This is a genomic window from Streptomyces sp. NBC_00457, from assembly GCF_036014015.1.
Lineage (GTDB): Bacteria > Actinomycetota > Actinomycetes > Streptomycetales > Streptomycetaceae > Streptomyces.
Window position 1 is genome coordinate 6,445,822 of sequence record NZ_CP107905.1, and the last position, 21,728, is coordinate 6,467,549.

Below are 21,728 nucleotides of genomic sequence, written 5' to 3' on the forward strand. Positions count from 1 at the left end.
ACGCCGCCCGGTGCCGCACGAAAGGCTGGTGGCAAGTGCGGATGGCCCGTTCCAAGTGCTGATGCACCCTCAGGCGTCAATAAAATAAGACAACATCGGTTCGCCCGTCCGCTGTTCGAGGGATGCGCCCCGATAGGCTCGGAACCTCGATGCGGAGCCCATGGCCTGCCCGGATGGTGGAATGCAGACACGGCGAGCTTAAACCTCGCTGCCCCTCGCGGGCGTACCGGTTCAAGTCCGGTTCCGGGCACCTTCCGACCTCCGCGCGGCCGCCTTCGCGGCCGCTTCTTGACTTCGTGCCTGCGCCGTCGGAGACTCGCGTTCAGAAAATGGTGAATAAAAATTCACTACGCGAACATTCGCCACGTGAACACTCACCGCGCGAATACTCACCACGTGAACGGAGCGATCGATGCGCACGACCGTCGGCATCATCGGAGCCGGCCCCGCCGGTCTCCTCCTCGCCCGGCTGCTCCACAACGCCGGGATCGACTCGGTCGTGCTGGAGAGCCGCGACCGCGCCTACGTGGAGCAGCGGCAGCGCGCCGGGATCCTGGAGCAGGGCACGGTCGACGTGCTGCGCGCGGCCGGGGCCGGGGAGCGGATGGACCGGGAGGGGCTGCGGCACGACGGGATCGAGCTGCGCTTCGACCGCAGGCGCCACCGCGTCGACTTCCCGGAGCTGACCGGCGGCCGGTCCGTGATGGTGTACGCGCAGACCGAGGTCTGCAAGGACCTCATCGCCCTCCAGCTCAAGGAGGGCGGCCCGCTGCTGTTCGACGCCGAGGCGCTGGCCGTCGAGGGCGCGGAGACCGGCAGCCCGCGGGTGCGGTTCCGGCACGAGGGGCGTGAGGACGTCCTGGAGTGTGAGTACGTCGTCGGCTGCGACGGCTTCTGGGGAGTGGCCCGGCAGGCGATCCCCGCCGAACTCACCCGCACGTTCGAACGGACGTACCCCTTCGGCTGGCTCGGCATCCTCGCCGACGTACCGCCCTCGCACGACGAGCTGGTCTACGCCCGCCACGACCGCGGCTTCGCCCTCTTGTCCATGCGCTCCCCGTCCGTGTCCCGGCTCTACCTCCAGGTGCCGGAGGGCACCGACGCGCAGGAGTGGTCCGACGAGGCCATCTGGGACGAGCTGGAGCGGCGCTTCGAGACCGCCGACGACTGGCGGCTGGAGCGCGGGCCGATCACCCAGAAGTCGGTCACGCCCATGCGGTCGTACGTCCATGAGCCCATGCGGCACGGGCGGCTCTTCCTCGCCGGGGACGCGGCGCACATCGTTCCGCCCACCGGGGCGAAGGGGCTGAACCTGGCCGTCGGGGACGTCGTCACCTTCGCGCGGGCACTGTCGTACGAGAGGGAGACCGGTTCGGCGGAGCGGCTCGACGCCTATTCGGAGACATGTCTGCGGCGGGTGTGGCAGGCCGAGCGGTTCTCCTACGACATGACGACCCTGCTGCACCGCACCCCCGACGCCACCGCCTTCGAGGACCGGCTCCAGCTGGCCCGGCTGGAGCGGATCGCGGCGTCCCGGGCGGCCGAGACGGACCTCGCCGAGGGGTACACGGGGTTTCCGTTCGGGTGAGGTGCGGGGAGGCCAATGTCGCAGGTTGGTCATGAGTGCGGCCCTCCGGTGCCGGGAATCAAGCACCCGCGTAGCGTGTTGCGCAGCACGACGAGGGAAAGATCCTCCCCAAGCACTAGGGTCAATCCTTTGCCTACCTATTACTCTTGAGCCAAGGCAGCCACACAGGGTGGCCATGGAGGAGTGAAATGAGGAGCAGCAACCCGGTCTTCTCGCGACGGGGGTTCAGCCGCGACAACGGCTACGCGGGCTTCAACACCGCGCCGCAGGCCGGGGGCGCAGCTGTGGGCACGCAGGGCAACCCGTACGCGCAGCCGCAGGCCGGCAACCCGTACGCGCAGAACCCCTACGCGCAGAACCCGTACGCCCAGCAGGACCTGCAGCAAGGCGCTCCGCCGCAGGCCCCGGTCACCACCGGCCGCATGACGATCGACGACGTCATCATGCGCACCGGTACCACGCTCGGCGTTCTGATCGTCACGGCCGCGCTCGCCTGGGCGCTGCTGCCGGTCGACGACGCGAACATCAGCCGGTCGTACGGCATCGGCATCGGTGCCGCGCTGATCGGCATGGTCCTGGCCCTGGTCCAGTCCTTCAAGCGCAAGGCCTCGCCTGCGCTGATCCTGGCGTACGCGGCGTTCGAGGGTGTCTTCCTCGGCGTCCTGTCCAACATCGTCGACAACCGCATCGCCGACGGGGCGGCCATGCAGGCCGTGCTCGGCACGATGGCGGTCTTCGCCGGTGTGCTGGTGGCGTACAAGGCGGGCTGGATCCGCGTCAACCGCCGGTTCTACGGCTTCGTGATGGCGGCCGCGCTCGGCTTCATCCTGCTGATGGTCGTCAACATGCTGTTCGCCGTCTTCGGCGGCGGCGACGGCCTCGGCTTCCGCAGCGGCCCGCTCGGCATCATCTTCGGTGTCGTCGGCATCCTGCTCGGCGCGTGCTTCCTCGCCCTGGACTTCAAGCAGGTCGAGGACGGCATCGCGTACGGCGCGCCGCGTGAGGAGGCGTGGCTGGCGGCCTTCGGCCTCACGCTGACGCTGGTCTGGATCTACATGGAGTTCCTGCGGATCATCGCGATCCTCAACAGTTCCGACTGATTCGCAGTTCTGACTGAGGCTGCGTCTGATCTGCGTCGGTCGTGCGGAAGGGCCCCGGGTTCGCTCGGGGCCCTTCTCCGTTGTGCGCGCCTAGAAGAACTTGCGCGCGGCCCTCCTCAGGTCGTACTCGTGAATGATCGCCTTCGCGTGGCCGTACGCGAGGTTGTGTTCGTGCCGGAGCCAGCTGACCTTCTCCTCGAAGCGGAAGAGGGCGGGGCCTTCGTCGACGGTGCGGAGCCAGTCGGAGACTTCACGACCGGTGCAGTGGGGGATGCGGGCGAGCATGTTGCGGTGGGTCTCCTCAGAGAGGACGTGGGACATCGGCGCCTCCGGACGCATGGGATGTAAGCCGGTCCTTCAGGTCACCGTGCCTGAGCGTTCGCGTGTTGGCAACAGTGTGGGGAGACTGCGTAGGCTCGGTGCGTGGTTGATACGACGCCGTTGACGCGAGCTGTGGATCACTTTGCCGATCGGTTGCGGGCGGCTCCGCAGAGTCGCTTGCAGCGAGGCGGGGCCGGGGAGGCGCTGGCGTTGGCCAGGGAGTTGGCTCGGTGGGCGCAGGTTTTGGAGGCGCCGGGGGTCGAGCCCAGGGAGATGCCGGACGCCGGGATGTTCGCTGCGGCTGATCAAATCACCGTTGCTGTGCATGACTTGGCTGTTGTGCTGCAGAGCGAGGGTGAGGTTGAGGAGGCTGTGCGGATGGTGGTTGAGGCGCAGAAGAGGGCGGGGGTCTAGGGCGCGGTGGCGTTGTGGCTTGTCGCGCAGTTCCCCGCGCCCCTAAAGGGGCGTCCGGTCCTCCGGCGTCTTCAAAGCTAGAGCGACGCTATGACCCTGTCCGCCAGGATGTAGACCGTTTCCTCGCCGCACTCGAACGTCAGCGTGTACGCACCTGAGATTCCTGAGCCGCCCAGGAGGATCGGGGACGCGCCCTTGGTCAGAGCCGATGCCAGGCGTTCTGCTGTTTCTCGGTGGCCGGGGGTCATGCAGAGGGTGGTGCCGTCGGCGAAGACGTAGACGTCGAGGGTGCCGAGGGGGCCGGGGCGGACGTCGGTGAGTTCTACGCGGTCGGCCGCGAGTTCTTCGAGGGTGGCTACGGTGCGCTCGTGGTCGTTGACGACCGGTGACTGGACCGGGACGAAGTCCGGGTGGGAGGGGTGGCGGCGGCGGGCCGCGGCCAACTCGGGGGAGTCTCCGGCGTACTCGTCGGTGTCCGTGCCCGGCTCGCTGACCGGCTCGAGCGGTTCCAGGCCCGCGAAGTCGCTCTGGCGGGGCAGGAACAGCTCGCTGTCGGTGAGGCCCAGCAGGGTCGGCGCGTCGGTGTCACGGGCCTCCTGGGCCGCCCAGAAGGCGCGCGCCTCGGCCAGTTCGCGCTCGCGCTCCTCGGCGAGGGCCTCGGCCACGGCGGCGCGTATCTCATCGACGTCGGCTGACGGGCGTGCGGCGGGCACGCGCGGGCGGGCGGTGGTGCGGCTCTCGGCCAGCTCGGTGTGCAGGGCCGCGACCTGCCGGCGCAGCACCACGAGGGTGCGCAGGGCGGCGACGCCCACGGCGCCTGTGGCGGCCGTGGTGAGCAGCAAGGCGATCGGCATGGCGCTCACTGACGTACTCCCGGTTCAAAGTCGACCCCCGACTTCCTACATCAGCTTGAAGGGAGGACTATCCCGCTGTCAGTGCGTAACGTCACGAATGGGACAGGTCTTTGGGCCTGATGTTTGGTCGTGAAACGGCTCTGAGCTGCGTAAATCCCTCTCGCGAGGGAGATAGGTCACATCCTGGGGGAGATTGGATCACAAAACGGCCCAGAACCTTGGAGTTTCACGGGTTCTGGGCCGAAGACTCACGCTGGGTCGTGAGTTGACTACCTAGAGGTTCAGCTCAGGCGCTCGATGACCATGGCCATGCCCTGGCCGCCGCCGACGCACATCGTCTCCAGGCCGAACTGCTTGTCGTGGAACTGGAGGGAGTTGATGAGCGTGGTGGTGATGCGGGCGCCGGTCATGCCGAAGGGGTGGCCCACGGCGATGGCGCCGCCGTTGACGTTCAGCTTGTCGAGGTCGATGCCCAGGTCGCGGTAGGAGGGGATCACCTGCGCGGCGAACGCCTCGTTGATCTCGACCAGGTCGATGTCGTCGATCGTCAGCCCGGCGCGCTGGAGGGCCTGCTTGCTGGCCTCCACCGGGCCGAGGCCCATGATCTCGGGGGACAGGCCCGAGACGCCGGTGGAGACGATGCGGGCGAGCGGGGTGAGGCCGAGCTCGCGGGCCTTGGTGTCGGACATGATCACGACCGCGGCGGCACCGTCGTTCAGGGGGCAGCAGTTGCCGGCGGTGACCAGGCCGTCGGGGCGGAAGACCGGCTTCAGGCCCGACACGCCCTCCATGGTGACGCCGGGGCGGGGGCCGTCGTCCTTGCTGATGACGGTGCCGTCGGGGAGGGTGACCGGGGTGATCTCGCGCTCCCAGAAGCCGTTCTTGATGGCTTCCTCGGCGAGGTTCTGTGAGCGGACGCCGAACTCGTCCATGTCCTGGCGGGTGATGCCCTTCGCCCGGGCCAGGTTCTCGGCGGTCTGGCCCATGGCGATGTACGGGTCGGGGAGGAGGCCGTCCTCCCGCGGGTCGTGCCAGGTGGAGCCCTCGGACTCGGCTACGGCGGCGGTGCGGGCCTCGGCGTCGGCGAACAGCGGGTTGCGCGCGCCGGGCATGTCGGAGGAGCCGTTGGCGTAGCGGGACACCATCTCGACGCCGGCCGAGATGAAGACGTCGCCCTCGCCGGCCTTGATGGCGTGCAGGGCCATGCGGCTCGTCTGGAGGGACGAGGAGCAGTAGCGGGTGATCGTGCAGCCGGGGAGGTGGTCCATGCCCATCTGTACGGCGACGATGCGGCCGAGGTTGTGGCCCTGCTCGCCGCCGGGGAGGCCGCAGCCGAGCATCAGGTCGTCGATGTCCCTGGGGTCGAGGTCGGGAACCTTGGCGAGGGCCGCCTGGATGATCGTGGCGGTCAGGTCGTCCGGGCGCAGGTCCTTGAGGGAGCCCTTGCCGGCGCGGCCGATGGGGGAGCGGGCGGTCGAGACGATCACGGCTTCGGGCATCACGGCTCCATTGACGTACGTGCGGAATATACGGGCTGGGCTGCTTGGGAAGTTACCCGTACGTATGGAGTCGGTCACGTGCGCGGTGGTGTGACACTGACCGCAATTTTCTAAGCGCTTGCTTTTCTTCGCCCCCGCCGCCCCTACCCCTCCCATCCCCCAGGGGCTCCGCCCCTTCGACCCCGCCAGGGGGCTCCGCCCCCTGGACCCCCGCGGGGCTCCGCCCCTGCACCCCGCTCCTCAAACGCCGGAGGGGCTGGTTTTCAGCCCGTCCGGCGTTTGAGGACAAGGCCCGTTCAGGGCCGAAGCGGGGGTCTGGGGGCGCAGCCCCCAGGGATGGGACGGGTAGGGGCGGCGGGGGCGAGGTCAGCTTGGTGTGTGGAGTGGCTCCGGTTCGGTTACCCGGCGCCTGCGTCGGCGCTTCAGCAGTGCCCACGGTCCCCGCGGTCCCGTCGGCATCGCTGCCGTGACCTCCGTGCCGGCCTCCGAGGCGGCCTCGGCCGCGGCGCGGGCCACCGGGAGGAAGCCCTCGCGGCGGGAGGCGTCGGGGCGCTCCTCCTCCGCCGGCCAGAGGCCGAGGGAGGCGCAGACCGTGGGGAGGACGGCCATGGCGGCGGTGGCGTAACCCTCCGCCGACGGGTGGTAGTGGTCGGGGCCGAACAGCTCCCGCGGATTCGCCGCGAACTCGGGGCCCAGCAGGTCGCCCAGGGACACCGTGCGCCCGCCCTGCTCGACCGTGCCGATCGTCTGGGCCGCCGCCAACTGGCGGGACGCCCGGCGGGCCAGCCAGCGCAACGGCTGCTGTACCGGCTCGATCGTGCCGAGGTCGGGACAGGTGCCGACGACCACTTCCGCGCCCGCGGTGCGCAGCCGCCGTACCGCCGCCGAGAGATGACGCACCGAGCGCGTCGGCGGCATCCGGTTCGTCACGTCGTTCGCGCCGATCATGATCACGCAGACGTCGGGCGCGAGCGCCGGGTCCGCGAGAAGCAACGACACCTGGCGGTCCAGATCGTCCGAGCAGGCCCCCGGCAGCGCCACGTTCCGCAGCTCCACGGGCCGTTCCGCCACCGCCGCGAGCCCGGAGGCGAGCAGCGCGCCCGGTGTCTGGCCGGCCCGGCGGACGCCCTGGCCGGAGGCCGTGGAGTCGCCCAGCATCGCCAGCCGCAGGGGCGGTGACTCAGGGGTGGTGCAGGCGTCGCCGTACCGGCCGTCCGCGTTCGGCGGGTGGGGTGACGTGCCGTTGTTGACATGGCGCTTGGCCAGCTGCACCTCCGCCAGCAGCAGTCCCACGGCAGCGGCGCCGGCCAGGCCGATCCCGCCGCCCCCGTACGCCGCGCCGGCCGCGATCCGCCGGGCCACCCGCGCCCTCGACATGCTCGTCATGCGTAGCCGCCACCTCCTCATTGCCGTACATCCACTGCTTGCCCCGTACGGGGCGTCGCCCAATCTCAACGGTGAGTGAACGACCGCTACGGTGAAGCCGAAGGTCATAGGCTGGCGGAACCAATCACGACCACTTCTTTTGCAAGCATCCGGAGACAACGGTGCAATTCCACGACTCGATGATCAGTCTCGTCGGCAACACCCCGCTGGTGAGGCTCAACAACGTCACCAAGGGCATCAGGGCCACCGTCCTGGCCAAGGTGGAGTACTTCAACCCGGGCGGCTCGGTGAAGGACCGCATCGCGCTGCGCATGATCGAGGCCGCGGAGAAGAGCGGCGAGCTGCGGCCCGGCGGCACGATCGTGGAGCCGACCAGCGGCAACACCGGTGTGGGGCTGGCCATCGTGGCCCAGCAGAAGGGGTACAAGTGCATCTTCGTGTGCCCCGACAAGGTGAGCACCGACAAGATCAATGTGCTGCGCGCGTACGGCGCGGAGGTGGTCGTATGCCCCACCGCCGTCGACCCCGAGCACCCCGACTCGTACTACAACGTCTCCGACCGCCTCGTACGCGAGACGCCCGGCGCGTGGAAGCCCGACCAGTACTCCAACCCCCACAACCCCCTCTCGCACTATCACTCCACCGGCCCCGAGCTGTGGGAGCAGACGGAGGGACGGATCACGCACTTCGTGACCGGGGTCGGGACCGGGGGCACCATCTCGGGTACGGGCCGGTATCTGAAGGACGCGAGCGACGGCAAGGTCCAGGTCATCGGCGCCGACCCCGAGGGCTCCGTGTACTCCGGCGGGTCCGGGCGGCCGTATCTCGTCGAGGGGGTCGGTGAGGACTTCTGGCCCACGGCTTACGACCGGACGGTCGCCGACGAGATCGTGGCGGTCTCCGACAAGGACTCCTTCCAGATGACCCGGCGGCTGGCCAAGGAGGAGGGGCTGCTGGTCGGCGGCTCCTGCGGCATGGCCGTCGTCGCGGCGCTGCGGGTCGCCGAGCGGCTCGGACCGGACGATGTCGTGGTCGTCCTGCTGCCCGACAGCGGGCGCGGCTATCTCAGCAAGATCTTCAACGACGAGTGGATGGCCGACTACGGCTTCCTGGAGGACGCGGGCCCCAGCGCCCGCGTCGCCGACGTGCTCGACGACAAGGAGCACGGCGCGATCCCCCACCTCGTCCATATGCACCCGGACGAAACGGTCGGCCAGGCCATCGAGGTGCTGCGCGAGTACGGCGTCTCGCAGATGCCGATCGTGAAGCCGGGCGCCGGGCACCCGGACGTGATGGCCGCCGAGGTGGTCGGTTCCGTGGTCGAACGGGAGCTGCTCGACGCGCTGTTCACCAAGACGGCTTCGCTGGAGGACCCGCTCGAGAAGCACATGTCCCCGCCGCTGCCGCAGGTCGGCTCCGGCGAGCCGGTCGCCGACCTGATGTCCGTGCTGGGCAAGGCGGACGCGGCGATCGTCCTGGTCGAGGGCAAGCCGACCGGCGTGATCGGCCGACAGGACCTGCTGGCCTTCCTCGCCAAGGTCGGGAAGTAGGGCCGGGCAGGCCCTCAGCGGGAAACGTCCGGTGAACGGGCCGTGGACGTGGGGAACTTGTGGTGATCGACGGGCTTCGTGGACTTCGCGGAAGTGGTACGAGCGCGTCACGTCCGCGCAGCACCCGCTTAACACGGGTCCGGCACATTAGTGGGTGTCGGCAGGGCGGGAGCGGCTCCCCGCCCCGGCCGACGCCGAACGGCGTCAAGGACCTCCGGAGCGGCTCCCGGACCTCCATGGACGCCTAGGACGCGCAAGCCCGGCCTGACCCGGCCCGCGTCCCTCGCGGGGACCGCCGTCGTCCCGCCCCCCGTCAACGGGGGTGCGGCGGTCCCCGCGATAGCTTTTTGGGCCGACTTCGGCCGAGGTGGGTTTGGCACCGCCGGGTACCGCCATCGCCCGCACTACGCGGCCCCGCCAGGCCCGAGGCCCCGCGCGGTCATCCCTCCCAGTCGCTGTCCCGGGAGGACTTGCTGCGCCGGTGGAACAGGCCCGGGTTGTTGCGGGCGGCCTGGACCACGTTCACGCCGACGATGCCCGCCCAGGCGACGAGCAGGCCCGGCAGATCCGCGACGCCGCCGCCGATCGCGGACAGCGGTACCGCGAGGACCAGCGAGACGATCCCGAAGCCCCAGCGTTCGCCGAAGGTGTCGGAGTCGTTGGCCTTCGGCGACCGCGAGTCGCGGGCCACCACCATCTGCTGTTCGGCGAGCTGCCGGCGTACCCGGCGCTCCACCGCGCCGTCGATGCGCTGGTCGACCTTCTCCAGGAACGAGTCGACCAGCGCGGACTCGTACTCCTCGCCCAGTTCCCTGCGAGCCTGCAGGGTGGCGTTGAGTTCCTTCTTGACTTCGGCGTCCCGCGCGTCCATTCCCGTCATGCGCTCCACGGTAGGCAGCGCGGACGGGGGTCGCACTGGGGTTAGCCCCCCTGTTCGTCCTCGGGCTACTTGGTGAGCCCGTGCTGCTTGGCGTAGTCGTTCGCCACGTCCTCCGGGTCCTTCTTGTCCTTGTCGACCTGGCGGTTCAGCTCGGTGAGCTGGGCCGTGGTGAGGACGTTGCCGAGCTGTGCGAGGGCCTTGCGGACGATGGAGTCGGCCTTGCGGTCGGCGATGAGGGGGACGATGTGCTGGCCGGGGATGAGGTTCTTGGGGTCGGTGAGGACCACCCAGTCGTTGGCCACGATGTCGGTGTCGGTGGTGAAGAGGTTGGCCACGTCCACGTCGCCCTTCTTGAGGGCGCCCTTGACCAGCGGACCGGAGGAGTCCAGCGACTTGAACTCCTTGAACTCAACCCCGTACACCTCCTTCAGGCCTACGACACCCACCTCGCGCTTCTTGACCTCGGGCGCCGCGCCGATGACCAGCTTGCCGTTCTGCTTCTTCAGGTCGGCGAGGGAGGTCAGGCCGTACCTCTTGGCGGTCTCCTGGGTGACCGCGAAGGCGTCGGAGTCCTCGGCCTTGCCGTAGGGCAGGACCTGGAGGCCTGCGGGTAGGGCCATGGCGAGGGCGTTCTGCATCTCGCCCTCCTCCGTCGCCGTCGACTTGGTGTCGAGGTAGTGCAGCAGGGCGCCCTGGTACTCGGGGAGGAGGTCGATGTCGCCGCCCTTGAGCGCGGGGATGAGGATCTCGCGGGTGCCGAGGTTGGGGCGGACGGTGGTCTTGACGCCGGCCGATTCCAGGACGGCCGCGTAAAGGTAGCCCAGCACCTGGTTCTCGGTGAAGTTGGCGGTGCCGATGGTGATGCCGCTCTTGCTGGAGCCGCCGCCACCGCTGGTGGTGCCTTGGCCGTCGAGGGAGGTGACGCCGCTGGAGCAGGCGGACAGGGCGGTGACGGAGCCTGCTGCGAACAGGCCGCCGAGGAGCGTACGACGATTCATGGCGGGTTCCCTAGGCGGTGCGGTGGCGGAAGAGGAAGCGCTGGAGGCCGGACAGGGCGAGGTCCAGGGCGATGGCGATCACGGCGACCAGCACCGCGCCGCCCATCACCTGCACGAGGTCGCGCTGGGCGAGGCCGTCGAAGACATAGCGGCCCAGGCCGCCGAAGGAGACGTAGGCGGCGATGGTGGCCGTGGCGACGACCTGGATCAGCGCCAGACGCAGGCCGGTCATGATCAGGGGGAGGGCGAGGGGGAGTTCCACCTGGAAGAGGACCTGGTGGGCGCGCATGCCCTGGCCCTTCGCCGCGTCCTTCACGTCCGGGTCCACGGCCGTCATGCCCGCGTAGGTGTTGGTGACGATCGCGGGCACCGCGAGGGCGACCAGGGCGACGTACACCGGGGTCATGGACAGGCCGCTGGCGAGGAAGACCAGCACGACCAGGCCGACGGTCGGCAGCGCGCGGCCGAAGGACGCGAGGTTGATCGCGACGAACGCGCCCTTGCCGGTGTGGCCGATCAGCAGGCCGAGGGGGAGGCCGATCGCGGCCGCGATGAGGGTCGCGAGCAGCGAGTACTGGAGGTGCTCGGCGAGGCGGTGGGCGATGCCGTCGGAGCCCTGCCACTGCGCGCCGCTGGTCAGCCAGCTGCCGAGGTCCTTGAAGAGTTCGTACATCAGGCTCGCCGCCTCTTCCACGGGGTGAGGGCGTACTGGAGGGCGACCAGGAGCGCGTCCGCGATCACGGCGAGCAGCAGTGTGAGGACCACTCCTACGATCACCGGGGTCGGGAAGTTGCGCTGGAAGCCGTCCGTGAACAGCTGGCCGAGGCCGCCGTCGCCGATGTAGGTCGCGACGGAGACCAGGGAGATGGACATGACGGTCGCGATCCGCACGCCCGCCATGATCACGGGGAGGGCGAGGGGGAGTTCGACCGTGAGGAGCGTGCGCAACGGGCGCGTGCCCATCGCCTTCGCCGCCTCCTTCGTCTTCGCGGGGACGGAGTCGAGGCCTTCGACCGTGTTCCGCAGCAGGACGACCAGCGTGTAGACCGTCAGGCCGATGACGGTCGTCGTGCGGGTCAGGCCGCTGACCGGGAGCAGCAGGACGAAGATCGCGATCGACGGGATCGTGAACAGCACGTTCGAGAAGCCGAGCAGGAAGCCGCGCAGGGGGCGGATCCGGTGGGCCACGACCGCGAGCGGGAGCGAGATCAGCAGGCCGAAGAAGACCGCGGCCAGGGCCGCCTGGAGGTGGGAGACCGTGAGGGTGGTCAGGTCGTCGGTGTGGTCGGATATCCACGACCAGTCGATGGTCATGCGGCCACTCGCGCTTCGCTGTGCGCGTTGCCCGCGTGCTCGTGGATGTCGTCGCGGGACGAGACGCCGGTGAGGACGCCGTCGGCGTCGACGCGGGCGATCAGGCCGGTGGGGGAGGCGACGGACTCGTTGAGCGCGGACAGCAGGGAGTCGGTGTCCCCCAGCGGTCGTACGGGAATCCGGTCGCCCTTGTCCGATGTCGGTGCCCAGTGGAGGGGCTTGCGCGCCTCGTCCAGTACGAGGGTCCAGTCGCCGCCCTCCGGCGCGGGGCCCTGCGGGACCTCGGCGAGGGTCTTCAGGGAGAGCAGCTTCAGGCCGCGCTCGGCGCCGAGGAAGTCGGCCACGAAGTCGTCGGCGGGGCGGGCGAGCAGCTCGGCGGGGGTCGCGCACTGCACGAGGTGGCCGCCGGTGCGGAAGATCGCGATCTGGTCGCCGAGGCGGACGGCCTCGTCGACGTCGTGGGTGACGAAGACGATGGTCTTGTTCAACTCCTGCTGGAGGCGGACGAGTTCGTCCTGGAGCTGGGCGCGCACGACCGGGTCGACCGCGCCGAACGGCTCGTCCATCAGCAGGACGGGCGGGTCGGCGGCGAGCGCGCGGGCCACGCCGACGCGCTGCTGCTGGCCGCCGGAGAGCTGGTGCGGGTACCGCTTGCCGGTGTCGGCGCCGAGGCCGACGGTCTCCAGCAGCTCGGCGGCGCGGGAGCGTGCCTTGCGGCGTCCCCAGCCGAGCAGGAGCGGCACGGTGGCGATGTTGTCGAGCACCGTGCGGTGCGGGAAGAGCCCGGCCTGCTGGATGACGTACCCGATGGAGCGGCGCAGTTCGGCCGCGTCCTGCCGGGTGACGTCCTTGCCGCCGACCTGGATGGTGCCGGAGGTCGGGTCGACCATCCGGTTGATCATCCTGAGGGTGGTCGTCTTCCCGCAACCGGAGGATCCGACCAGCACGGTGACGCCGCCCTCCGGCATCTCCAGGGAGAGGTCGTCGACTGCTGTCGTGCCGTTCGGGAAGCGCTTGTGGACCGCGTCGAACTGGATCATGATGTGTCCCTTGCCCGGCTGTATAACGTCATGCAGAGTTCTTGGTGTCTGAATAGGTTGTCAATGCTCGGGCGTTAATCCGAGGTAACGGATGACCGGCAGGCAAGATCGAATGTCCGACTTGAGGGGAGTTTGGGCCTTATGTCGTCTCGGATCGTGGACATGCCGGAGGCCGCGCATACCGGCCTGGTCGTCCTCGACGGTGTCGGGCTCGGCGTCGCGGACGTCGTGCGCCTCGCCGACGGTGGAGCGCGGCCGGTCCCCGGGACCGAGGCCATGAAACGCGCCGAGGAGTCCTGGGACGCCGCCCGGCAGATCGCCGCGACCGGACGCGTCTACGGCCGCTCCACCGGCGTCGGCGCCAACCGGAACGAGGACGTGCCCACCGAGGCCGCCGCCGGACACGGCCTCCGTCTGCTGCGCAGCCACGCCGGCGGCATCGGCGACGAGCTCCCGGCCCGGCAGGTGCGGGCCATGCTCGCCGTCCGCGCCAATCAGCTGCTGGCCGGCGGCGCGGGCCTGCGCCCCTCCGTCGTCACCGCCCTGTGCGAGGCGCTGGAGAGCGGCGCGTACCCGGTCGTGAACGAGTTCGGTTCGGTCGGCACCGGCGACCTCGCCGCCCTCGCGCAGGTCGGGCTCGCGCTGGCCGGCGAGCACCCGTGGCGCGGCTCCGGGGCGCCCGAACCGCAGCCCCTCGACAACAACGACGCCCTCGCGCTGATCAGCAGCAACGCCCTCACCCTCGGCCAGGCCGCCCTCGCCGTGCACGAACTGCGCGGGCTGATCGGCGCCACCCAGGTCGTCGGCGCGCTGTCACTGCTCGCCGTCGACGGCTCGTACGAGGCGTACGCCGCCCCCGTGCACGCCGCCCGCCCGCACCGGGGTTCCTCCGAAGTCGCCCGCCGGATGCGGGAGTTGCTCGGTGCGGCGGACCGGCCGACCCCTCCCCTCGGGCGGATCCAGGACCCGTACGGCTTCCGCTGCCTGCCCCAGATCCACGGGCCCGCGCAGGACGCGGCGGACGCGCTGGAGGAGGTGCTGAACGTCGAGATCAACGCCGCCGCCGAGAACCCGCTGATCTCCCCCGAGGACATGACCGCCTACCACCACGGCGGCTTCTACCAGGCCCAACTCGCCCTGTCCCTGGACCACTTCAGGCTCGCGCTCACACAGGTGGCGAGGCTGTCCACCTCCCGCCTGTCCACCCTCAACGAGCCCGCCTACACCCGCCTCAAGCCCTTCCTCGCCGACAACGAACCCGCCTCCTCCGGCGTGATGATCCTCGAGTACGCCGCCGCGGCGGCCCTCGGCGATCTGCGGGCCTTCTCCGCTCCCGCGTCGCTCGGCCACGCTGTACTCTCCCGGGGCGTCGAGGAGCAGGCCAGCTTCGCCTCGCTCGCCGCCCGGCAGACGCTGCGGGCGTGCGGCGCGTACCGTCTCGTGGTGGGCTGCGAACTCGTCGCCGCCGTACGGGCGTTGCACCTGCGCGGCCTCAGGCCCGACCCCGAGCTGCCGGTCGGCCGGGCGCTGGAACTGGCCGAGTCGGTGCTCGACGACGACCTGGCCGACCGGCCGCTCACGGACGACGTGACGGCCGCGACCGCACTGCTGGACCGTTTCACGGACATCTGGAGGGGCAGCGAGTCATGACCGCCGAGGGGAGTACGAGCGTGACCGACAGCCCGGCCGCACGGCTGCAGGCGCTCTTCGAGGGGCACCGGCTGACGCCGACCCAGCGGCGCATCGCGCACAGCATGGTGCGGCGGGCGGCCGAGGTGCCGTTCCTGTCCAGCGTGGAGCTGGCCGAGCTGGCCGGGGTCAGCCAGCCGTCGGTGACCCGGTTCGCGGTCGCCCTCGGCTTCGACGGCTACCCCGCGCTGCGCAAGCACCTGCGCGAGGTCGCGCCCGCCGAACAGACGGGGGCCTCGGCGTCGTACAACGAGTACCAGCAGGCCGTCGAGGCCGAGATCGAGAACCTGAGGCATCTGGCGGAGCTGCTGGCCGATCCCCGGCCGGTCGCGAGGGCGGGCAGGCTGCTGGCCGCGTCCCGCCCGCTGCCGGTGCTCGGGCTGCGGGCCGCGGCCTCCCAGGCGTACGGCTTCGCCTACTTCGCCGCCAAGGTTCATCCCGACGTCCGGCTGCTCAACGAGGGCGGCACGATGATCCACGACCGGATCGACGCCGCGGTCCGGGCCGGCGCGTCCACCCTGCTGTGCTTCGCGCTGCCGAGGCATCCGCGGGAGGTCGTGGACACGCTGGGCTACGCCAAGGAGGCGGGCCTGACGGTCGTGACGGTCGCCGACTCCGCGTTCGCGCCGGTCGCCAAGGTGTCCGACCTGCTGCTGCCCGCCGCCGTCGGCACGGGGCTTGCCTTCGACACCGCCTGCGCGCCGATGCTGCTGGGCCGGGTACTGCTGGAGGCGATGTGCGACGACCTGCCCGACGCGCAGGCCCGCCTGGAGGAGTTCGACGCGAAGGCTGCGGCTAAGGGGCTTTTCGTGGAGTGACAAGGGCTCTTCGTCGCGTGACGCGGTGAAGTGACGCGACTCTTAGATTCGTCTCACGTTGTGCGGCTAACCTCCCGCTCGAACGAGCACTGTGTGGCAACGCGACGAGGAGGCGGGAAGTGTCACGCGGAGGTCAGGGGCTGGCTCGGGTGGCCGTCGTCGTACGGGCCGGAGCGGCGCCCATGTGGTGGCTGGGTGTGGTGGCGGCAGGCATCGGGATTCTGGTGCCGGGGCTGACGGGACGGCGGATCGGCGTGCTCGCCGGGGCCGCGCTGTTCATCGTGGGGACGGCCGTGGTGGCCTGGGGCCGGCGCAAGCGGTACGTCGCCCTCGCCCAGTCGGCCGCCCGCGCGGGCAAGCACGACGTACTCCAGGACCGGCATGTGACGGTACGGAACTGGCGGCGCGGGCACCGGTGGTGGCTGCTGCTCGCCTTCCTCGCCGCCCTCGGCAGCGCGTTTGCCGTCCCGGTCGCCGGCGGGTTGCTGCTGGCCGGGTGCGGGGTCGGGCTGTGGCTGAAGGCGGCGTGGCTCGGGCGGCGCGAGCGGGCGGGGGACGCGTTGTTGTGGGTGCGGGTGGATTGGCTGGGCGGGAATGGTGGGGGGCCGGTCGGTAAGACCGTGAAGGCCTACCGCAGCACCGGCATCGCGGCGGGCGACGCGGCCCCGGGTGGGGCGCGTCGCCGTGCTGCTGCGCTGGCTTGAGTGGTGCGTTGCGTTGGTAGTGCCGGGATGGGGCGTCGGGTTGGTGCGGCGCCGTCGTGGCTGGTCGCGCAGTTCCCCGCGCCCCTTCGGGGCGCTACACCTCCAGGTCCTGCTCGATCTTCCTCAGTTGGTGGCGGGCCATCGCCAGGTTGGAGCGTTTGGCGTCCAGGACCAGGTAGAGGAAGAGGCCGTTGCCGCTGCGGCCGGTGAGCAGGCGGATCAGGTGGTACTGGTCGGTCAGCGTGATCAGGATGTCCTCGAGCTGGCCTTTCAGGCCGAGGTGCTCCATCGTGCGCATCTTGGCGCGTACGACGTCGGTGTTGCCGGCGGCTGCCACGCCGAGGTCGAAGCTCTTGCTGCCGCCCAGCGTGCCGAGTGCCATACCGGAGGTGTAGTCGACGAGCGCGACTCCGGTCGCGCCTTCTATGGACGTCAGGGCCTCTTTGAGTGCGGTCTCGGTGTTTGCCATGTCGGGGCTCCTCTCAACTTTCGGTGGTGGTGGGTGTGGTGCGGTTGGTGCGGGGAGTTCTGGTGCGGGTGGGCGGGGGCTTGGGCACGGCACCGTTCGCGGCCTTGGCCGGGGCCGGCCTCGTCTTGGGCCGGGCGTCGACGAGCTCTCCGATACGGGTGGCCGCGCGGCGCCCCTCCAGGTGGAGGCGGCCGACGCTCACGTCGTCCCGGGCCAGCAGCGTCAGTACGGCGCTGCGGCCCGCCGCGTACGTCGCCACATAGCCCTGCACGCCGCGTACGAGCAGTTCGCGCAGCTCGCCCTGGCCGGTGACGTCCGTCATCCGTACGGCCACGCCCAGCGCGGCGGCGGTCAGGGCGGCGACGCTCTCGGGTTCGCAGCCGGGGGTGTCCGCGGCGATGACCAGGCCGTCGACACTGGCGGCGAGGGCGCCGGTCAGCTGGGGGACGCGGGTGGTGAGCCGGTGGAGTTCGTCGAGTATTGCCGGGTCGGCCGCCATCAGGGTTCTTCTCCTCGGTCGGTCAAAGGGCCTCCAGCGCATCCCTGACTCTCTTCAGCAAGGCGATGTCGGGATCGGGCGGTGGCGGCGGCAGCGGCTCGGCGGGTACGGAGGCCCGCGCGCCGTGTGCGGTGGTCGCGGTCACCAGCCCCGCCGCCGCCAACCGCCGTATGTCCACCAGCGTGTGGAACGCCGGGCGGCCCAGCTCCCGTGCGATGTCCGTCGCCGTCCGGACGCCGTCCACCCGGGTCAGGACCGCCCGCTGCCGGGGGGTGACGGGCGGGGCGTCCGCGGGGTCGGCCCTGATCAGGGGATCGGCGTCCGTCGAGGGATCGGGCCAGATGGCGTGCAGGAGGTCGCGCCGGCGGAGCGTCTCGTGTTCCACGGCGGCCACCGGGACCGGGCGGCCGGGGCCGGGCGAGGGCTCGGCCTCGTAACGGAAGCGGCCCGGTGTGCTGCTGGGGGACAGGGCGAAGTACGCGGCGTCGTAGAGCGCGAGCAGATGGCAGATCTCCAGGGCGCCCTCGGCGATGTCGGGCCGGGTGAGCAGCGCGTCGAGGCCGGGGGAGGACGGGCTCTCGGCGTGCACCACATGGCCCTCGGCGAGGTGGAGCGTGCCGCGTTCGCGCAGCAGGACGCCGGTGGCGCGCTCGTCGGCGAGTCGGCTGAGCATCGGCGACACACCGACCCTCGCACGCCGATCGGCTGCCGTCCGGTCCCGTACCGGCAGGCGGGGTGGTGGTGTGGCCGGGGAGGTACGCACGGTCGTCATCCCAGCACCAGCCGTCCGGCCATCTCACCGAGCCGGATCCGGGCCAGTGCGAGGTTGCCGTCCGCGCGGGCCAGCCACAGATGCAGGAACACGCTGCTGTCGAAGGACGTCCACACGAACCGCAGCACGTGGTAGCTGTCCCGGTTGCTGATGATCAGGTCCTCGACCGGGAGGTCCGCCTCATCGGCGTCGTCGCGCGGCGCGAACGCCCGGTGTTCGGCGGCCAGCCGGGCCAGTTCGGCCGTCTCCGCGGCGGTCGTGTCCGGGTCGCCGCCGGGAGACTCGCCGACCGAGCCCAGGGCCAGGCCGCTGGTCCAGTCGACCAGGGCGGCGCCCCGGGCGCCGGGCAGTCGCATGGCTTCCTGTAAGCACTCGTCGATTCCGGGCACCGTGGCTCCCCTCCCGCCTGGTGTTCGGCTGAGTGACGCCGAAACTACGCTCCGTGTGAGCGGCGGGTGAGGGTTCTGGCATTTTCCAGTGGAACATGCGGCGAGTGACTAAGGTGGGTCAACTGACCCCTTTTCCCCAGCCGTTGAGCCGGAGCTCCGCCGGGGTGCGTCAAGGGCGCCCGGGTGCGCGAAGAGTGGTGAGAGCGGCCGCGTGCGCCCCTCCCGATTCGGCCACGATCTCGTCCACGCTCTGCGGCTCCCGCACCGTCGCGAAGGCGACGCCCCCGGAGCCGTCCGGCGCGAACCCGTAAATCCCGGGCCGGGCAAGGGAGTTGTACGCGTAGTGGTGCGCGAAGTAGTACGCGCCCGTGTCCAGCGCCGCCGCATGGTCGCCCTGCTCCAGCAAGGGCAGCGCACGCCCCTCGGCGAGCAGATCACCCGCGAAGCACGCCGGACCGGCCACGTCCTGCACCACCTCGGGCCCCTCCTTGGGCCGCCCCTTCCCGTCGTATGCCGCGATCCTGAGCGGCCACGAACCCGGCACATACACCGTCCGCGCCGCCACCTGCACGCCCGCGTGCGTGACCGCCACCCGCCGCCCGCCCGCGCTCTTGGCGTACTCGACCCGCGCCACCACCGTCCCGTGCTTGGCCAGCAACGACCGCCCGAATTCGGTCACCAGCCCGTACCGCCCGTCGAACAGCCCCGGCACCTCCTCCCGCAGCACCCGCGCGTACTGCGCGTACGTCGGCGTCGTCGCGTCCGAGGCGAAGTTCACCGGCAGCCCGCCGCCGATGTCGATCGTGTCGATCTGCGGCCGCCCGATCCGCCGGTTGATCTCCTCGGCGAGCGCGAACGTCTCCGCGGTGCCCCGCGCCATCAGCGACAGCGGGATGCCCTGCGACCCGGTGTGCGCATGCAGCCGCGTCAGCCACGGGCGCACGGCATACGCCCGTACGACCCACTCCCGCGCCCCCTCGTCCCGCAGCGCCACCCCGAACTTCGAGGTCGCCGTCGCCGTGGAAGTCGCCTCGATGGAACCCCCGCCGACCTGCGGATTCACCCGTATCCCCAGGGGTGAGCGGCTGATCGCGGACTTCATCAGCCCGTCGATACGGTCCAGCTCCTGCGGATTGTCCGCGTTGACGGCGATCCCCAGCGCCAGCGCCTCGCGCAGCTCGGCCGGGGTCTTCGCGGGCGAGTCCAGCACCGTCCGGTCCGGCGACAGCCCCGCCGCCCGCGCCAGGGCCAGCTCACCCGGGCTCGCCACCTCCGCGCCGATCCCCTCGTCCCGCAGCAGTCGCAGCACCGGCACCAGAGGGGTCGCCTTCACCGCGAAGGCGTGCAGCACCGGCGTCCCCGGCGCCACGACCGCGTCGAACGCCGCCCGCAGCTCGGCCGCCGACTCCCGGATGCCGGTGACGTCGAGAAGCCCGACGATGGGAGTGTCCGGGCCGAGCAGCCCCTGCTCCACGGCCGCGCGGACCGCGTCGTCGCGGCGGCCGGTCCGTTCGAGGCCGCTCTCGCGGTGGTCGGTGAGGTTGTCCATGGCATCCCCCGTCGTGTCGTTGCCCGCGGCCGGCCTGTGTATCCAGCCAAACACCGGTGACCTACCCATGCTGACGCGACCATGTATTGACTAGTTCTATTCATGAAGTCAGGATGTGAATAACGACAGCAACAGTCCGCGTACATCCGCAGTACATCCGCTAGGAGGCAGACCATGTCAGGACCCCGCCCCGTACGAGCCCCGCGCGGTACGGAACTGAGTGCCCTGGGATGGCAGCAGGAAGCCGCCCTGCGGATGCTGCAGAACAACCTCGACCCCGAGGTCGCCGAGCACCCCGACAAGCTCGTCGTCTACGGCGGCACGGGCAAGGCGGCGCGTGACTGGCGCTCCTTCGACGCGATGGTCCGCACGCTGCGGACCCTCAAGCAGGACGAGACCATGCTCGTCCAGTCCGGCCGCCCCGTCGGCGTCATGCAGACCCACGAGTGGGCACCGCGCGTCCTCATCGCCAACTCCAACCTCGTCGGCGACTGGGCCAACTGGGAGGAGTTCCGCCGCCTCGAGCAGCTCGGCCTCACCATGTACGGCCAGATGACCGCCGGCTCCTGGATCTACATCGGCACGCAGGGGATCCTCCAGGGCACCTACGAGACCTTCGCCGCCGTCGCCGCGAAGAAGTTCGGCGGGACGCTGGCGGGGACGATCACGCTGACCGCCGGGCTCGGCGGCATGGGCGGCGCCCAGCCGCTCGCCGTGACCATGAACGACGGCGTCGCCATCTGCGTCGACTGCGACCCGCGCGCCATCGAGCGCCGTATCGAGCACCGCTACCTCGACGTACGCGCCGACTCCCTGGAGCACGCCCTCCAGCTCGCCGTCGAGGCCCGTGACGCCCGGCGTCCGCTCTCCATCGGCCTGCTCGGCAACGCGGCGGAGCTGCTGCCGCGCATGCTCGCCGAGAGCGCCCCCATCGACATCGTGACGGACCAGACGTCCGCGCACGATCCGCTGTCGTACCTGCCGCTCGGCGTCGACTTCGACGACATGGCGTCCTACGCCGCGAAGGACCCCGCCGGGTTCACGACCCGTGCGCGTGAGTCCATGGCCCGTCATGTCGAGGCGATGGTCGGCTTCATGGACGCCGGTGCGGAGGTCTTCGACTACGGCAACTCGATCCGTGGCGAGGCACAACTCGCCGGGTACGAGCGGGCGTTCGCCTTCCCCGGGTTCGTCCCCGCCTACATCCGCCCCCTCTTCTGCGAGGGCAAGGGCCCCTTCCGCTGGGCCGCGCTGTCCGGTGAGGCGTCCGACATCGCCAAGACCGACAAGGCGATCCTCGACCTCTTCCCCGAGAACGAGTCCCTTCACCGCTGGATCAAGATGGCCGGTGAGCGGGTCCACTTCCAGGGGCTGCCCGCGCGTATCTGCTGGCTCGGGTACGGGGAGCGGGACAAGGCCGGTGAGCGGTTCAACGACATGGTGGCGAGCGGTGAGCTGGCCGCGCCGCTGGCGATCGGGCGGGATCACCTCGACAGTGGGTCCGTGGCGTCTCCGTACCGGGAGACCGAGGCCATGCTGGACGGCTCCGACGCGATCGCCGACTGGCCTCTGCTGAACGCGATGGTGAACGTGGCGTCCGGTGCGTCCTGGGTGTCCATTCACCATGGCGGTGGGGTCGGTATGGGGCGGTCGATCCACGCCGGGCAGGTCTCGGTCGCCGACGGCACGAAGCTCGCGGGCGAGAAGCTGCGGCGTGTGCTGACGAATGACCCCGGGATGGGGGTCATCCGGCATGTGGATGCCGGGTACGACATCGCGGAGTCGGCTGCGGATGAGCGGGGTGTGCGGGTGCCTATGCGCGAAGGTGACGACGCGTGACCCTTCCGGGAGATGAGCGGGGCGGCAACCCTCCGGCGGGGGCTCAGGTCTCGTCG

General features: G+C 70.6%; 22 protein-coding genes and 1 tRNA gene. 9 read left to right on the forward strand and 14 right to left on the reverse strand.

The genetic code is table 11. The annotated features are described in order from the left end of the window. The first annotated feature begins 167 nt into the window (after positions 1 to 167). From OG828_RS29465 to OG828_RS29475, 3 genes are all read left to right on the forward strand, one after another. Positions 168 to 250 (forward strand) — tRNA-Leu (locus tag OG828_RS29465). A 162-nt stretch (positions 251 to 412) separates the two neighbouring features. Next, complete coding sequence (locus OG828_RS29470) at positions 413 to 1,588, forward strand: 4-hydroxybenzoate 3-monooxygenase (RefSeq protein WP_328502836.1); 1,176 nt, start codon at positions 413 to 415, stop codon at positions 1,586 to 1,588. Between the two features lie 188 nt (positions 1,589 to 1,776). Next, complete coding sequence (locus tag OG828_RS29475; RefSeq protein WP_328440256.1) at positions 1,777 to 2,688, forward strand: Bax inhibitor-1/YccA family protein; 912 nt, start codon at positions 1,777 to 1,779, stop codon at positions 2,686 to 2,688. A 90-nt stretch (positions 2,689 to 2,778) separates the two neighbouring features. Here the strand turns inward: OG828_RS29475 and OG828_RS29480 are convergent, their stop codons facing one another. Beyond that, entirely contained in the window at positions 2,779 to 3,009 is a 231-nt protein-coding gene (locus tag OG828_RS29480; RefSeq protein ID WP_210576407.1) for a DUF4287 domain-containing protein, read from the reverse strand. A gap of 102 nt (positions 3,010 to 3,111) precedes the next feature. Here OG828_RS29480 and OG828_RS29485 point away from each other — a divergent pair, with 102 nt between their 5' ends. Continuing rightward, entirely contained in the window at positions 3,112 to 3,423 is a 312-nt protein-coding gene (locus tag OG828_RS29485; protein WP_328363255.1) for a hypothetical protein, read from the forward strand. 77 nt (positions 3,424 to 3,500) lie between these two features. Here OG828_RS29485 and OG828_RS29490 read toward each other — a convergent pair whose 3' ends face one another. The 3 genes from OG828_RS29490 to OG828_RS29500 form a co-directional block, all read right to left on the reverse strand. Further along, entirely contained in the window at positions 3,501 to 4,277 is a 777-nt protein-coding gene (locus OG828_RS29490; protein WP_328504958.1) for a hypothetical protein, read from the reverse strand. A 281-nt stretch (positions 4,278 to 4,558) separates the two neighbouring features. Next, on the reverse strand, positions 4,559 to 5,776 hold the full coding sequence (locus OG828_RS29495; RefSeq protein ID WP_328440257.1) for an acetyl-CoA C-acetyltransferase: 1,218 nt from the start codon (positions 5,774 to 5,776) through the stop codon (positions 4,559 to 4,561). A 366-nt stretch (positions 5,777 to 6,142) separates the two neighbouring features. Continuing rightward, the gene (locus tag OG828_RS29500; RefSeq protein ID WP_328363261.1) at positions 6,143 to 7,162 is read right to left on the reverse strand and encodes an SGNH/GDSL hydrolase family protein; all 1,020 of its coding nucleotides are present in this window, start codon (positions 7,160 to 7,162) and stop codon (positions 6,143 to 6,145) included. A gap of 161 nt (positions 7,163 to 7,323) precedes the next feature. Between OG828_RS29500 and OG828_RS29505 the strand changes: the two genes are divergently transcribed. After that, entirely contained in the window at positions 7,324 to 8,712 is a 1,389-nt protein-coding gene (locus tag OG828_RS29505) for a cystathionine beta-synthase (protein WP_328363264.1), read from the forward strand. Between the two features lie 439 nt (positions 8,713 to 9,151). Here the strand turns inward: OG828_RS29505 and OG828_RS29510 are convergent, their stop codons facing one another. From OG828_RS29510 to OG828_RS29530, 5 genes are all read right to left on the reverse strand, one after another. Continuing rightward, positions 9,152 to 9,583: a hypothetical protein gene (locus OG828_RS29510; protein WP_328372271.1), complete on the reverse strand. Its 432-nt coding sequence runs from the start codon at positions 9,581 to 9,583 to the stop codon at positions 9,152 to 9,154. 74 nt (positions 9,584 to 9,657) lie between these two features. Next, positions 9,658 to 10,590: an ABC transporter substrate-binding protein gene (locus OG828_RS29515; RefSeq protein WP_328363267.1), complete on the reverse strand. Its 933-nt coding sequence runs from the start codon at positions 10,588 to 10,590 to the stop codon at positions 9,658 to 9,660. Positions 10,591 to 10,600: 10 nt separating this feature from the next. Next, positions 10,601 to 11,263 carry an ABC transporter permease gene (locus OG828_RS29520; RefSeq protein WP_328372273.1) on the reverse strand — a complete coding sequence of 221 codons (663 nt, stop codon included), beginning with the start codon at positions 11,261 to 11,263 and terminating at the stop codon, positions 10,601 to 10,603. Beyond that, a complete protein-coding gene (locus tag OG828_RS29525; RefSeq protein ID WP_328502837.1) occupies positions 11,263 to 11,904 on the reverse strand; it encodes an ABC transporter permease in 642 nt (213 codons plus the stop codon). Before OG828_RS29525 ends, OG828_RS29520 begins: the two co-directional genes overlap by 1 nt. Then, a complete protein-coding gene (locus tag OG828_RS29530) occupies positions 11,901 to 12,944 on the reverse strand; it encodes an ABC transporter ATP-binding protein (protein WP_328502838.1) in 1,044 nt (347 codons plus the stop codon). Before OG828_RS29530 ends, OG828_RS29525 begins: the two co-directional genes overlap by 4 nt. A 141-nt stretch (positions 12,945 to 13,085) precedes the next feature. Between OG828_RS29530 and OG828_RS29535 the strand changes: the two genes are divergently transcribed. The 3 genes from OG828_RS29535 to OG828_RS29545 all read left to right on the forward strand — a co-directional run bounded on the left by OG828_RS29535 (position 13,086) and on the right by OG828_RS29545 (position 16,155). After that, positions 13,086 to 14,594: an aromatic amino acid ammonia-lyase gene (locus OG828_RS29535; protein ID WP_328363277.1), complete on the forward strand. Its 1,509-nt coding sequence runs from the start codon at positions 13,086 to 13,088 to the stop codon at positions 14,592 to 14,594. Next, positions 14,591 to 15,451, forward strand: coding sequence for a MurR/RpiR family transcriptional regulator (locus OG828_RS29540; RefSeq protein ID WP_328363280.1), 861 nt, complete (start codon positions 14,591 to 14,593; stop codon positions 15,449 to 15,451). Before OG828_RS29535 ends, OG828_RS29540 begins: the two co-directional genes overlap by 4 nt. 119 nt (positions 15,452 to 15,570) lie before the next feature. Continuing rightward, entirely contained in the window at positions 15,571 to 16,155 is a 585-nt protein-coding gene (locus tag OG828_RS29545) for a hypothetical protein (RefSeq protein ID WP_328502839.1), read from the forward strand. 94 nt (positions 16,156 to 16,249) lie between these two features. Here OG828_RS29545 and OG828_RS29550 read toward each other — a convergent pair whose 3' ends face one another. The 5 genes from OG828_RS29550 to OG828_RS29570 all read right to left on the reverse strand — a co-directional run bounded on the left by OG828_RS29550 (position 16,250) and on the right by OG828_RS29570 (position 19,833). Beyond that, a complete protein-coding gene (locus OG828_RS29550) occupies positions 16,250 to 16,624 on the reverse strand; it encodes a hypothetical protein (RefSeq protein ID WP_328363286.1) in 375 nt (124 codons plus the stop codon). A 13-nt stretch (positions 16,625 to 16,637) separates the two neighbouring features. Beyond that, on the reverse strand, positions 16,638 to 17,123 hold the full coding sequence (locus OG828_RS29555; RefSeq protein ID WP_328502840.1) for a roadblock/LC7 domain-containing protein: 486 nt from the start codon (positions 17,121 to 17,123) through the stop codon (positions 16,638 to 16,640). Positions 17,124 to 17,145: 22 nt separating this feature from the next. Continuing rightward, positions 17,146 to 17,895, reverse strand: coding sequence for a transcriptional regulator (locus OG828_RS29560; RefSeq protein WP_328440265.1), 750 nt, complete (start codon positions 17,893 to 17,895; stop codon positions 17,146 to 17,148). Continuing rightward, positions 17,892 to 18,284: a hypothetical protein gene (locus OG828_RS29565; protein WP_328363295.1), complete on the reverse strand. Its 393-nt coding sequence runs from the start codon at positions 18,282 to 18,284 to the stop codon at positions 17,892 to 17,894. The genes OG828_RS29560 and OG828_RS29565 overlap by 4 nt, the downstream gene beginning before the upstream one ends. Before the next feature lie 169 nt (positions 18,285 to 18,453). Then, positions 18,454 to 19,833 carry a diaminopimelate decarboxylase gene (locus OG828_RS29570; protein ID WP_328502841.1) on the reverse strand — a complete coding sequence of 460 codons (1,380 nt, stop codon included), beginning with the start codon at positions 19,831 to 19,833 and terminating at the stop codon, positions 18,454 to 18,456. Positions 19,834 to 20,007: 174 nt separating this feature from the next. Here OG828_RS29570 and hutU point away from each other — a divergent pair, with 174 nt between their 5' ends. Beyond that, the gene (gene hutU, locus OG828_RS29575) at positions 20,008 to 21,672 is read left to right on the forward strand and encodes a urocanate hydratase (protein ID WP_328363301.1); all 1,665 of its coding nucleotides are present in this window, start codon (positions 20,008 to 20,010) and stop codon (positions 21,670 to 21,672) included. The last annotated feature ends 56 nt before the right edge of the window (positions 21,673 to 21,728 follow it).